This is a genomic window from Armatimonadota bacterium, from assembly GCA_031432545.1.
Taxonomy (GTDB): Bacteria; Sysuimicrobiota; Sysuimicrobiia; order Sysuimicrobiales; family Sysuimicrobiaceae; genus Caldifonticola; species Caldifonticola tengchongensis.
Map to the genome: position 1 here is coordinate 41912 of JAVKGX010000002.1, position 11945 is coordinate 53856.

At 69.0% G+C, this 11945-nt stretch carries 12 protein-coding genes, 1 tRNA gene and 1 pseudogene; 12 read left to right on the forward strand and 2 right to left on the reverse strand.

Annotation, left to right across the window (positions count from 1 at the left end):
- Positions 1-36 precede the first annotated feature (36 nt).
- Positions 37-468: a cupredoxin domain-containing protein gene (locus QN163_03860; GenBank protein ID MDR5683147.1), complete on the forward strand. Its 432-nt coding sequence runs from the start codon at positions 37-39 to the stop codon at positions 466-468.
- A 95-nt stretch (positions 469-563) separates the two neighbouring features.
- Positions 564-1403: pseudogene (locus QN163_03865) on the forward strand (isoaspartyl peptidase/L-asparaginase).
- A gap of 4 nt (positions 1404-1407) precedes the next feature.
- Here QN163_03865 and QN163_03870 read toward each other — a convergent pair.
- Positions 1408-3069 (reverse strand): peptide ABC transporter substrate-binding protein, encoded by a 1662-nt coding sequence (locus QN163_03870; GenBank protein MDR5683148.1) that lies wholly within the window; start codon positions 3067-3069, stop codon positions 1408-1410.
- Between the two features lie 64 nt (positions 3070-3133).
- On the reverse strand, positions 3134-3646 hold the full coding sequence (locus tag QN163_03875; protein ID MDR5683149.1) for a DinB family protein: 513 nt from the start codon (positions 3644-3646) through the stop codon (positions 3134-3136).
- A 261-nt stretch (positions 3647-3907) separates the two neighbouring features.
- Here QN163_03875 and QN163_03880 point away from each other — a divergent pair.
- From QN163_03880 to QN163_03925, 10 genes are all read left to right on the forward strand, one after another.
- A tRNA-Ala gene (locus QN163_03880) sits at positions 3908-3983 on the forward strand.
- A 142-nt stretch (positions 3984-4125) separates the two neighbouring features.
- The gene (locus tag QN163_03885) at positions 4126-5082 is read left to right on the forward strand and encodes a branched-chain amino acid transaminase (protein MDR5683150.1); all 957 of its coding nucleotides are present in this window, start codon (positions 4126-4128) and stop codon (positions 5080-5082) included.
- Between the two features lie 5 nt (positions 5083-5087).
- A complete protein-coding gene (gene leuS / locus QN163_03890) occupies positions 5088-7550 on the forward strand; it encodes a leucine--tRNA ligase (GenBank protein MDR5683151.1) in 2463 nt (820 codons plus the stop codon).
- Complete coding sequence (locus tag QN163_03895; protein MDR5683152.1) at positions 7551-7805, forward strand: hypothetical protein; 255 nt, start codon at positions 7551-7553, stop codon at positions 7803-7805.
- A gap of 201 nt (positions 7806-8006) precedes the next feature.
- On the forward strand, positions 8007-9026 hold the full coding sequence (locus QN163_03900; protein MDR5683153.1) for a GntR family transcriptional regulator: 1020 nt from the start codon (positions 8007-8009) through the stop codon (positions 9024-9026).
- A gap of 223 nt (positions 9027-9249) precedes the next feature.
- Entirely contained in the window at positions 9250-10188 is a 939-nt protein-coding gene (gene yedA, locus QN163_03905) for a drug/metabolite exporter YedA (GenBank protein ID MDR5683154.1), read from the forward strand.
- Positions 10185-10391, forward strand: a complete 207-nt coding sequence (locus QN163_03910) for a hypothetical protein (GenBank protein ID MDR5683155.1) — start codon at positions 10185-10187, stop codon at positions 10389-10391. Before yedA ends, QN163_03910 begins: the two co-directional genes overlap by 4 nt.
- Positions 10392-10860: 469 nt before the next feature.
- Entirely contained in the window at positions 10861-10998 is a 138-nt protein-coding gene (locus tag QN163_03915) for a hypothetical protein (GenBank protein ID MDR5683156.1), read from the forward strand.
- 38 nt (positions 10999-11036) lie between these two features.
- On the forward strand, positions 11037-11345 hold the full coding sequence (locus QN163_03920) for a hypothetical protein (protein MDR5683157.1): 309 nt from the start codon (positions 11037-11039) through the stop codon (positions 11343-11345).
- A gap of 229 nt (positions 11346-11574) precedes the next feature.
- A complete protein-coding gene (locus tag QN163_03925; protein ID MDR5683158.1) occupies positions 11575-11934 on the forward strand; it encodes a hypothetical protein in 360 nt (119 codons plus the stop codon).
- Positions 11935-11945 lie beyond the last annotated feature (11 nt).

The following is an 11945-nucleotide window of genomic DNA, read 5'->3' on the forward strand; positions in this document are numbered from 1 at the left end:
CGCGCAGACCAGACGAGGACACGGGAGGGAACCGGCATGTCCGTGCGCACTCTGCTCGCCGCGATCCTGGTGGTTGCGTTCGTCGTAACCTCCGTCGGGTTTGCCCCGGCGCAGTCCCGCACCGTGATCGACGTGTCGATGACGTCCTTCAAGTTCGAGCCGTCCGTCATCCGGATCCGTGAGGGGGACACGGTGGTGCTGCGGTTGTCCAACGACGACACCCAGGGTCGTCCGCACAACATCGCCTCCGCGTACTTCAGCGACCTCGAACTCACGGTCCGGGGCGAGGCCAGGCAGGGTCGGACGGCGGACGGTCGCAGGTTCATCTTCGTGGACGCGGGCAAGAAGGCCGAGGTTGAGTTCGTCGCAAGGGCTTGGCAGACGGAGGAAATTGCGTTCGCGTGCACCATCACCAACCACGCCGCCCGCGGGATGACGGGCAGCTTCGTCGTCCTGCCCCGACAGTAACCGGACGCATCGGCCCACCCCGATCGAGCAGGGGCCGCCTGTGTCCGCCGTCGAACACAGCGCACGTGGGCACGGCGGACATCCCGGTGATCGTCGTGCACGGCGGCGCGGGGACGATCGCCCCCGAGCGGCGGGCACGCGTGCGCGAGGGTTGTCTGGGCGCGGCGCGCTTAGGCTGGGAGATCTTGCGGTCCGGCGGGGACGCGTTGTCCGCGGTCGTCGAGGCGGTTGCGGCCCTGGAGGACGACCCGGAGTTCAATGCCGGGCGTGGGTCGGCCCTCACGCGGGCGGGGACGGTCGAAATGGACGCCGCGGTCATGCAGGGGTGCGACCGTGGGGCGGGTGCGGTGGGTTGCGTGGGGACGGTGCGGAACCCGGTCCGGCTGGCGAGGGCGGTCATGGACACCGAGCACGTCCTGCTCGTGGCCGACGGCGCCGACGCGTTGGCCCGGGAAGTCGGGCTGGAGACGGCGAGCACCGAGTACTTCGTGACCGAACGCCAGCGCCGGCGACTCGAAGAGTACTTCCGGGGCCGCACCGTCCCGCACACGGGGACGGTCGGGGCGGTCGCCGCGGACGCACTGGGGTGTGTCGCCGCCGCCACCTCCACGGGCGGCCGAGTGGGTCAGCGGCCGGGCCGCGTGGGGGATACGCCGATCCCAGGCGCCTGAACCTACGCCGAGCCGGCGGGCGCGGCGTCGGGGACCGGGGAAGGCGAGTACTTCATCCGGGCGCTGGCAGCCTACCACGCGGTCCGTGCCCTCCCGGCAGGCGGGCAGGCGGCGGCTGAGCAGGGCTTGGCCGCGGTCGCGGACCTCGGGGGTACCGGCGGGCTGATCGTCGTCTCCGCGGCCGGTCAGATCGGGGTGGCGTCCAACACCGCCCACATGGCCTGGGCCTGGATCCGCGACGGCGCGGAGGCAGCCGGCGTCTGAGCGCCTATAGGTCCCACCTCCACTCCCAGACATTCCACGGCAGGTAGTACGTCGCCAGCCCGGTCGGCCTAACGTTGCGCAGGCGGCGGTGCGAGGCGGTTAGGTCCAGCCGGAAGTACAAAGGCAGGTAGGGCAGTTCCTCGGCGAAGATCTCCTGTTGGCGTCGGAACAGGGCGACGCGCCTCCGTTCGTCCAGCTCGGAGGCCAACTGCTCCCACAGGCGGTCGTTCTCGGCGTTGCGCCAGCCCACGCGGTTGTCCCCGACCCATCCGTTCTCGCGGGTCGGGATCTGGCTGCTGTGGAACCGGTTGACGGGGATGGACTCGGGCGTGAACAGGCTGGCGTACATCGCCAGGTGCGGGAACTGTCGCTGCGGCACGACGGTGCCGAAAAACACCGAGGCCGGCCGATTGTCAATTCGCAGTTCGATGCCGACCTGCTTGAGCTGGTCCCGCATCGCGAGCTGGATCTGCTCCCGCGTGGTGTTGCCGGCGGTGGTCATGATCGTCATCTCGACGCGCCGACCCGCCCGGTCGCGCAGGATGCCGTCTGGGCCGGGCACGAACCCGGCCTCCGCGAGCAGGGCGCGCGCCCGCGCCGGATCGTGGTTGTACTTCTTGACGTTGGCGTTGTGCCCGGGGTGACCGGGGGCCACCCAGGTGTGGGCGACCGGCTGTCGGCCGCCCGGGCAGGAGACGCTCGCGAGCGCCGGACGGTCGAGCGCGTGCGCGATCGCCTGGCGCACCCGTTTGTCCCGCAGCCACTCGTTGTCCAGGTTGAAGTTGATCCACTCGACGGTGACCGACTCGCGGTAGTGAGTGTCCATCTGCGGGTTGCGCTGCTCGATCTGGCGCATCTGCTCGCAGTTGAGGTTGGCGATCTCCGCCCCGTCGACGTTGCCCGCGATCACGTTGGCCTGCAGCACCGTCGCGTCGAGGATGAAACGGAACGTCAGACGACGGATCGCCGGCGCCCCCAGGGGGAACCGGTCGTAGGCCTCCAGGGCGATGTGGCTGCCCGGTACCCACTCCACGAAGCGGTACGGTCCGTGCCCCACCGGAGCGCGGAAGTAGGGGTGCGCCTTCAGCCTGCTGGGGTCGCGCAGGTAGTCCCGCTCGAGGATGTGCCGCGGCAGGGGGTAGGGCCCACCGAACGGCTCCGCGCCGGCGAACGGCCACAGTTCGTTCCACTGCACGACCATCGTGTAGGGGTTCTGCGGGTCGGGGACCGAGACGTTGTCCACCTTGTTGAGGATGAACTTGCTGATTGCCGGCGTGCGGGGATTGCGCAGCATCCCGTACGTAAAGCGCCAGTCCAGTGCGGTTACCGGCCGGCCGTCGTGCCACGTGAAGCCCCGCCGCAGCCGCCACGTGACCCGCATCTTCTGGTTGGGCAACAGCTGCCAGTCGCCGTCCCGGAGGGTGGGCAGTTTCTCGGCCATCATCGGGACGCGCTGCCACCTCTCGTTGAACGGCGCAACGAACGCGAACAGCGCGTTGTGGACCACTCCGGCCGCCGCCATGATGGAGAACGGGCCCAGCATGTCCGGCTCCTGGGCCATCGCAATCGTCACGGTGTCGCGGCGGGCCTGGGCGTCGGCGGGCAGGGTCGCGCTCGCCAGGACCACCGCGGCAGCGAGCAGCACCGACGTTTTACGCTTCTTCATCCGGTCACCTCTCGCACACCCAGGGTACCCCCCACTTCGCGCCCCACCCCGGGCGCTCCTTTGGTCAGTCCCCGATGTCTGTTCGCCGGTACGCCCAGCGTGAGAAGTCGACGTCCTCGACCGGATGCCCCAGCTGGCGGAGCATTGCCATCACCTGCGCCCGGTGGTGCACCTCGTGGTAGAACATCTGGAAGGCGATCCGCTGGGGGGTGGTGGCGACCCGGACGCGGCCTCCGCCCGGCAGCGCCACCGTGTACTCGATGGGGCGGTCCCAATCGGTCTCGGACTGCAGCCACGCTCGGGTGCGCGCCTCGAGGTCTCGCCAGTCCGCCTCGAGGCTCGCGAAGTCCGGGTACCGCTCCTCGCGGAAGGGGATCTCCTCGCGCCGAAAATCCTCGCCACGCGCACGCGCGTTATAGATCCACTCTGCGGCGGCCACGTGGACCAGGGTCGCCCGGATCGACTTCAGGCCGAAGGGGAATTCCCGCGCGTACTCGTCTTCGCTCAGCTCCCGGGCGCGGTCCAGGACCTTCGCGCGCGCCTGGCGCAGGACGTCGTAGTGCTCGATCGGATGCATCGCCACCTCCCGTGTGCGGATGCGGACGGCTTCGACTTTGACGATGCGGTGACCTGCCGGTATACTCACCGGTACGGGCGACGATCGGAAGCAGAGACGGGGCAGGGCCCCGTCCGGTAGGCGGAAGGGCCCTTTAGAGACCGCGGCGCAGGGTGGAAGCCGCGGGGCGCCGACCGCCGAACCTCGTCCGGGAGCCGCTGCGGCGAAGGGTTTCGTAGCCGCGGCCGTGAGCCCGCGTGAAGGGCGTCGAGTGGGCAGCCTGGGGCCATAGCTCAGCTGGGAGAGCGCTTGCATGGCATGCAAGAGGTCAGGGGTTCGAATCCCCTTGGCTCCACCACAGTCCCCTTGCGCTCCCCTCCTGGAGGCAGGGGAGGGGCTGCCAACCAGGGTGGTACCGCGGAGCCAAGCCGGTCTCCGTCCCTTAGGGGCGGAGACCTTTCCATTTGTGGGGGTGATCGGCATTGCATGCGGGGGCGTACGTGTGGCACAACGGTCGGCTGGTCCAGTGGGAGCGGGCGACGGTCCACGTGATGGCGCACGGGCTGCACTACGGTTCTTCCGTCTTCGAGGGCATCCGTGCGTACGAGACGCCGGACGGCGCCGCCGTCTTCTGCCTCGAGCCGCACGTGCGGAGGCTGTTCGACTCATGCCGGATCTTCCGGATGGAGATCCCTTACGCGCCCCACCAGATCCGCGACGCCATCCTGGACACCGTGGCGGCCAACGGTCACGCTTCCTGCTATATCCGCCCGCTCGTCTACCGAGGAGCGGGTTCGTTCAGCCTCGACCCCCGCAAGTCGCCGGTGGAGGTTGCCATCCTCACGATCGAGTGGGGACGGTACCTGGGCACGGAGGCGCTGGAGCGGGGGGTGGACGTGATGGTGTCGTCGTGGCGGCGGATGGCGCCGTCCACGTTCCCCGCCATGGGCAAGATCGGGGGCAACTACGTCAACTCTCAGCTCATCGCGATGGAGGCGGTGGACAACGGGTACGTCGAGGGCATCGCCCTGGACGCAGCGGGCAACGTCAGCGAGGGCAGCGGGGAGAACGTCTTCGTCGTCCGGGATCGGACGATCCTCACCCCGTCGCCGGCCCACTCGATCCTGCCGGGCGTGACGCGCAACGTCGCCATTACGTTGGCGCACGAGCTGGGATACGAGGTGCGCGAGCAGGCGATCCCGCGCGAGATGCTCTACTTGGCCGACGAGATCTTCTTTACCGGGACCGCGGCAGAGATCACCCCGGTGCGATCGGTCGATCGGGTGCCCGTGGGTGGAGGCGGCCGCGGCCCGATCACGGAGCAGATCCAGCGTGCGTTCTTCGACATCGTGACGGGGCGTGTGCCCGACCGGCACGGATGGCTGACGAGGATCGGCGGTCGGCGGCCGGCGGTCGATGGCGAGGCGAACGTACAACTCCCGACGGACGGGGCGTGAGGACGATGGCCGACAGATACGACCACGAGGCGGTCGAGCGGAAGTGGCAGACCCGGTGGGAGGCAGACGGGCTGTACCGTACACCGTCGCGCGCCGACCGACCGAAGTTCTACTTTCTGACCATGTATCCGTACCCCAGCGGCGACCTGCACATCGGCCACTGGTACGCCATGGCGCCGTCGGATGCGGCCGCGCGCTACCGCCGCATGCGGGGGTTCAACGTGCTGTTCCCGATCGGGTTCGACGCCTTCGGGCTTCCGGCGGAGAACGCGGCGATCCGGCACGGCATCCACCCGCGGACGTGGACGATGGGTAACATCGAGCGGATGCGGGCGCAGCTGCGATCGATGGGCGCGATGTTCGATTGGTCTCGCGAGATCGTCACCTGCGACCCCGACTACTACCGCTGGAACCAGTGGTTCTTCCTGAAGTTCTACGAGGCCGGCCTCGCCTACCGGGCGATGGCGCCTGTGGACTGGTGTCCGAACTGCAACACCACCCTGGCGCGTGAGCAGGTCGTGGGGTCCGATCGGCGCTGCGAACGCTGCGGCACGCCGGTGATCAAGCGCGACCTGGAGCAGTGGTTCTTCCGCATCACGAAGTACGCGGAGGAGCTGCTGGACTTCTCCGGCATCGACTGGCCGGAGCGAGTTGTGACGATGCAGCGGAACTGGATCGGCCGCAGCGAGGGGGCGGAGGTCACGTTCGTCGCCCACGCCCCCGACGGGACGGCGCACGACGTGGCGGTGTTCACCACGCGCCCCGACACGCTGTGGGGGGCCACGTTCATGGTCCTGGCGCCGGAGCACCCGCTGGTCGACGTCCTGACGGCCGACGATCGCCGGGCCGAAGTCGAAGCGTATGTCTACCAGGCGCGCCGCCAAAGCGAGGTCGAACGCCTGTCGACCGAACGCGAAAAGACCGGAGCGTTCGTCGGTGCGTACGCGACGAACCCGGTCAACGGCCTGCGCATCCCGATCTGGATCGCCGACTATGTGCTGATGGGCTACGGAACCGGGGCGATCATGGGGGTCCCCGCCCACGACGCGCGCGACTTCGAGTTTGCACGCGCCCATGGGCTGCCGGTACCGATCGTCATCCAGCCGGAGGGCGAACCGCTGGTTGAGCCGTTGGCGGGGGCGTACGAGGGGCCGGGCAGGATGGTGAACTCCGGGCCCTTCGACGGTACGCCCACCCCGGAGGGGATTCCCCGGGTGATCGCCTGGCTGGAGGAAACCGGCCGGGGTCGCCGCGCTGTACGGTACCGGCTGCGCGACTGGCTGATCAGCCGGCAGCGCTACTGGGGCACGCCGATCCCGATCGTGTACTGTCCTTCGTGCGGCACCGTACCGGTGCCCTACGGCGACCTGCCCGTGCTGCTGCCCGAGGATGTGGACTTCATGCCCACGGGCGAGTCGCCGCTGAAGCACCACGAGGGCTTTCGTCGGACCCGGTGCCCACGGTGCGGCGGGCCGGCCGAGCGGGAGACCGACACGATGGACACCTTCGTCGACTCCTCCTGGTACCAGTACCGCTACCTGTCCCCGGGCTACCAAGCCGGGCCGTTCGACCCGGACGAGGCGGAGTACTGGCTGCCCGTGGACCAGTACACGGGAGGCGCGGAGCACGCGGTGATGCACCTGCTGTACACTCGATTCTTCACCAAGGCGATGCGCGACCTCGGACTGGTGACATTCGGAGAGCCGATGCTGCGGCTGTTCAACCAGGGCGTCATCCTGGGGGAGGACGGCGAGAAGATGAGCAAGTCGCGCGGCAACGTCGTCGACCCGGACGAGCAGGTGGCCAGATACGGCGCCGACGCCGTGCGGGCGTACCTGATGTTCATGCGTCCGTGGGAAGAGGGCGGACCGTGGAGCAGCCGCGACATCGAAGGCGTGGCGCGCTTCTTGCGGAGGGCGTGGGAACTGATCGTGGGCAAGGGTCACGAGACCGGTCGGGGGATCGGTGAGCGATCCCTGGCTGACGACGACCTGGTCCGCCGGACCCACCAGACGATCCGGAGGGTCACGGAAGACTTCGAGACGTTCGGCTTCAATACGGCTATCGCCGCGCTGATGGAGTTCGTCAACCACCTGTACCGGGTGCGGAGGGCGGCAGCCGAGTCCGAGGCGTGGCGGGAGGCGATCCGGTCGCTCGTCCTAATGCTAGCGCCCGTCGCCCCGCACACGGCGGAGGAGATGTGGGAGCGGGTCGGCGGGGCCTACAGCGTCCACACGCAGCCGTGGCCGACCTACGACCCGGAGCTGGCGAAGTCGCCCGAAATCGTTCTGGTCGTGCAGGTCAACGGCCGGGTCCGCGACCGCCTGACGGTGCCGGCGGACGTCAGCGCCGATGTCGCACGCGACATGGCCCTGCGCAGCGAGAAGGTCCGCGCGTACGTCGACGGCGGCAAGGTGCGTGACGTGATCTACGTACCCGGCCGACTGGTGAACGTGGTGGTGGATTGAGTGCGGGTGGAGGGAGAGTGCCCGCGGCCACCGACGGTCGACGGGGGAGTTCCGACGCGTGGGGCTCGTGAGGTCACGAACCTAAAGGACGACAACTCCCGCTTCTTCTCCTGTCCCTCCCGGGAAGGGCTGTCCGTCAGCCACAGCAAGAACCACGTCCCCACAGACGTGCTCGCCCGGTACGAGCGGATGCAAGGTCACGGGGCTCTCTACCCCATGGACTGGAACGCCTTCGGCCTGCCGGCCAAAACGTAGCCCTGCCGCGCGGCCGCCACCTACGGGACACGACCCGCGAGCGCGCCGGCAACTACGGCAGCTCGATATCGTCATCGCCCCCCGGTTCCTGGTCGTCGTTCCTGGTACCGGGTACGGGGGAGGGGGCGGCAGACCCCGGAAAACTTTTTGGCGAACCCCCCTTGCAGGCGCCGCAGATGTCTGCTATTATCACAAACAATCATGAAAACAGATGAATTACCGCTCACCGCATCACACCTGCCGCTGGCCGTAGACGGCCGGCTGCCCGAGCCCCTGCATGCCCAGCTGGCGGAGCAGATCCGTTGGTTGGTGGCCCTCGAGGAGCTCAAGCCGGGTGACAGGCTGCCCACCGTCCAGGATCTGGCTGACCACTTGCGGGTGCACCGGAACACGGTGGCCGCCGTCTACGCGAGCCTGCAGGAGGAAGGCTACTTGGTGTCGCGCCGGGGGGTGGGCACGTTCGTGGCGGAGAGTGAGACGACCCGGCTGGCGGTGCAGCGGGCGGCGCTGCGGGAGGTGGTCGACCGGGCGCTGGAGCGGGCGGTGGAGTTGGGGTTCACCGCCACGGAGTTCGCCGAGGCGGCGGCCGCCCGGGCGCGCATGCACGAGGCTAGGAAATCCCAGCGGGCGGTTCTGTTCGTCGAGTGCAACATCCCGGAGATCGAGCAGCACAGCGCTACCCTCGCCCGCGAGCTCGGTGTGGACGTGGTGGGCGGCCACCTGGACGAGGTCCGCCGGGACCGCGCGGCGTTCCGCCGTCGGGCCGCCGAGGTGGGTTGGGTGGTGACGACGTTCTTCCACTTCGAGGAGGTCCGGCGCATCGTGGGGCGCAGCGCAGAAGTGGTGGGCGTGGGCGCCGGGCTCGAGATTCGGTTTTTGCGGTCGCTGGCTCAGCTGCGCGCGGGCACCCGGGTAGCGGTTTGCTGCCTGGACCGCGAGCGGGCCGCGAAGGTTCGCACCCTGGTGGTGGGCGCGGGCGTCCGGCACCTCAAGATCGCGTCGGTGGGCGTCGACGACCCCGACCGCTTCCGACGCGCCCTGGAGGAGGCGGACGAGGTGTACGTGTCCACCGCCGCCTACCCCGTGGCGGAGCATTTGGCGGGGAGACAGGCTCGGCTGCGCACGTACCAGATGGAACTTGACCGTGCCAGCGTGGAGATGCTGCGGGCGAGGCTCGCGGAGGCCCCGCCGGTGTCGGAGGCTCTGCGGAGGCGGGCATGAGTGCGGGGGCGACGGGGGGTTGGGTAGCGTCGCGGCTGGCGTGTGTCCGGGCGGTACGCCAGACCCCGCCAGTTCTGCCAGCCTGTCGGGAGGGAGCGGCACGGCGCATGGTGGACCAGCAGGTTCGGGTACTTCCGTCGGTGGAGAAGCACCTGCCGGTGGGGTTGTCGTCGTGGACGTCCGTGCTCCGGGCGCCGGAGGGGCGGGAGGGGAAGGAGACGGGATGAACACCGGCCAGGGTATACGGGACGGCCTGGACGTGCGGGTGTGGCTGGCATTGCTGACCGTGTATTTGGTTTGGGGCGCCACGTACCTAGGAATACGGCTGGCTCTGGAGGGGTTTCCGCCGTTCCTCCTCGGAGCGGGGCGCTACGCCGTCGCAGGCGTAGCATTGTACGCCTTGCTGCGGGCCCGCGGAAAGCCGGCTCCCACCCCACAGGAGTGGAAGGGCGCGGCCGTGGCGGGATCGCTGCTGTTCGCGGGGGGAAACGGGCTGGTGACGTTCGCACAGCAGTGGGTGCTGTCCGGGCTTGCGTCCGTGGTCCTGGCCACCGTCCCCCTGTGGGCTGCGGTGTTCTCCGGGCTGTCGGGGCGGTGGCCGGGCGGGTGGGAGCGGGTGGGCCTGCTGGTGGGATTCACGGGCGTGGTGCTGCTCCAGTGGGACCGGGACCTACGCAGCCAGCCGTTCGGCGCGGCCGTACTTTTGGTAGCGGCCGTCCTGTGGGCAGCGGGGTCCGTGTGGAGCCAGCGCACGCGCCTTCCCTCAGGACCCATGGGGAGCGCAGCTCAGATGCTGGCCGGAGCGGCGGCGCTCCTTGCCCTCTCCGTGCTGAGTGGGGAGCGTGTGGCAGGTCCCCTGCCCGCCGGCGTGTGGGCAGCTGCCGCATACCTGACGGTGTTCGGGTCCCTGTTGGGTTTCAGCGCGTACGCCTACCTGCTCCGAAGAGTGCGCGCGAGTCTGGCGACCAGCTACGCGTACGTGAACCCCCTGGTGGCTGTCACGTTGGGGGCGACGGTGTTGGGCGAGAGCATCAGCCCGCAGGGGCTGGGAGGGATGGCGCTGATTCTGGCCGGCGTGTCCTTGGTGCTGGTGGGACGGGGCGAGTCCGGCAAACTTGAGCGAGTGCTGGTAGAGGTCACAGACGGTGGAGGTGGGCGGTGAACGGGAACTGGTGGTTGCTGGCGGCACTGGCGGCTCAGCGGATGGAACAGAATCTCCGCGACGCAGAGACTGCGCGGATGGCGCGGCGGGCGGAACCGGCACGGATCCGGCGCGACCGAGGGATCAGCGCGCGAAGCGTGCTGTTGGGCGCGTGGGCCGCGCTGGTCGCGGCGGTGCGCGTGGTAGGCAAGGCCGTCTGGTGACCCGACCCGAAAACCGGGCGCCTTGTGTAGTCGTGACGGTTCCTGGTACCGGTTCCAGGTACGGGCAGGTGTGCGCAGGCATTCGACCGCCGAGCGTGATCCCCCCTCAGTGCGCGTTGCGGCTTGCGGAGAACGCGGGGTCGAAAGCGGCCTTGGTCCCCATCGGGGCCGCCGGGGTGGAGGGCCAGCTCCATACTTTCGTCCCGCACCCGGATCTCCGCCCAAGCCTGTGCGCCACGTGCTCGCTGGTGGACCGCGGGACCTTCTAGAAAACGTTTTTCTTACACCCACCTATCGGGTTTTCGCCCGATGGCAGCCTGCCGGGTGTACACCCGATGGCGCCGGCCGATTCTGCGACGTACCATGGACCGCCCAGGGAGGATCTAGGGCTCCACCCGGCTCGAGAGGGACAGCACCCCTGCACGCAGCAGGTGTGGCGGCCTCCGCATTTTCTGACCCACGGGAAGAGGTGGATCTGTTGGACCCGACCCTCCGCCTGACCCGCCGGGAGTTCCTCTCCGCCCTCCCGGTAGCCGCCATCGCAGGCCTGGAACTTCCCGAGACCCTCCTGAGCTTCGCGGTGCTGCAGCCCTCGAGCCTGGTCTGACCCCGCTCCAGCGCTACCCCAACCGCGACTGGGAGACGGTGTACCGTGAGCTGTACACTCCGGATCTCACCTTCCACCACCTGTGCGCGCCCAACGACACCCGTGGATGTCTGCTGCGGGCCAGCGTGAAGAACGGGGTGGTGGTGTACGCGGATCCCAGCTTCGGCTACGGCAAGGCCACCGACCTCTACGGCAACCAGGCGTCCGCCCGGTGGGACCCACGCATCTGTATCAGCGGGCTCGCGTACGTGCGCCGCTTCTACTCCGACCGCCGCATCAAAGGGCCCGCGGTGCGCAAGGGCTTCAAGGAGTGGGTGGCCGCGGGAAAGAGGAGTTCGTCCGCGTGAGATGGGACGAGGCGTTCGCGTACGTGGCGAAGGCGCTTGTGAACATCGCACAGACCTACTCCGGAGAACTAGGCAAGCAGCGGCTCCTGCGTCAGGGTTACGACCCCGACATGGTGGAGGCCATGGAGGGAGCTGGCACCCGCACCCTCCCTGCACCGCTCCGCAACGCGACCCGGGTCGTGGAACAGGACAGCACGTTCTTCTCCCCGCGGAACAGGACGCCCAGCTGGTGCCCCGCGCCCTGCGCGAGGCGTGGGACGACTTCGTGGTGTGGGACCGGAACAGCAACTCGCCGAAGGCGGTAACACGGGACCACGTAGGCCGCCACTTCGCGGCCATGGGGTTGGGTCCGGCCCTGAAGGGCGAGTTCCAGGTCACCCTCCGCGACGGCAAACAGGTGGCCGTGCGGCCCGTGTTCGACCTCCTGAAGCAGTACCTCGTGGACACGTGGACCCAGGAGAACACCCACCGCGTCACCGGTGCGCCCCCGGATGCGGTGACGAACCTGGCGCGCCAGATCGCCCAGAACAGGACGAAGACCCTGTTCGTGACGGGGATGGGCCCAACCACTTCTTCAACTGCGACCTGAAGGACCGCGCC

Excerpts from the sequence above, each read along its gene's own strand:
- QN163_03860 (MDR5683147.1), top strand. The coding sequence starts at position 37 with ATGTCCGTGCGCACTCTGCTCGCCGCGATCCTGGTGGTTGCGTTCGTC.
- QN163_03870 (MDR5683148.1), bottom strand. The coding sequence starts at position 3,069 with ATGAAGAAGCGTAAAACGTCGGTGCTGCTCGCTGCCGCGGTGGTCCTG.
- QN163_03875 (MDR5683149.1), bottom strand. The coding sequence starts at position 3,646 with ATGCATCCGATCGAGCACTACGACGTCCTGCGCCAGGCGCGCGCGAAG.
- leuS (MDR5683151.1), top strand. The coding sequence starts at position 5,088 with ATGGCCGACAGATACGACCACGAGGCGGTCGAGCGGAAGTGGCAGACC.
- QN163_03900 (MDR5683153.1), top strand. The coding sequence starts at position 8,007 with ATGAAAACAGATGAATTACCGCTCACCGCATCACACCTGCCGCTGGCC.
- yedA (MDR5683154.1), top strand. The coding sequence starts at position 9,250 with ATGAACACCGGCCAGGGTATACGGGACGGCCTGGACGTGCGGGTGTGG.